Genomic DNA, 446 nt, shown 5'->3' with positions numbered 1-446 from the left:
CAGCACACCTACTGGGCGTGGAAGACCAATACATCCCCGCGTCGTGGAACGAGGCCGACTCCCAAGCCAAGCAAGTCCTCGACCCCATACTCGCGCCCACCCCCGAAGGCATCAAACTCGCCGACATCCTCCTGAGCCTGGGCATGAACCTCGACCTCACCCTGCTCAGCAGACCAATCCTCGGCGCCCTCACCCGCTTCATGCTCGGCAACGAAATCGCCAACTGGCTCCACATCCCCACCGAACCCGTCTGGACACCACTACTCGAAACCGCCTGGGGACCCTACGTCATCGTCCGCGAAGGAGGCCTCGACCTCGGCGTACCCGAAGAAGCCTACTGGCTCTTCGACGAATTCCTCCGCCAATTCGTCCTGTTCTACATGTCAGAACTACGCATGCCCATCAACATCAGCATCCCCGTCATCAACAACCCCAACCACCCCTGA

1 protein-coding gene is annotated in these 446 nt (G+C 60.5%); it reads left to right on the top strand.

Going from position 1 to position 446, the window contains the following annotated elements:
• Window positions 1-446: oxygenase MpaB family protein (locus BFL43_RS00020; protein ID WP_143694980.1), on the top strand; the 446-nt coding region annotated here is incomplete at its 5' end.

Source organism: Williamsia sp. 1135 (genome assembly GCF_002095395.1).
Taxonomy (GTDB): Bacteria; Actinomycetota; Actinomycetes; order Mycobacteriales; family Mycobacteriaceae; genus Williamsia.
Note: the sequence above shows the minus strand (reverse complement) of the source record. Positions and strands in the feature narration are given on the sequence as shown.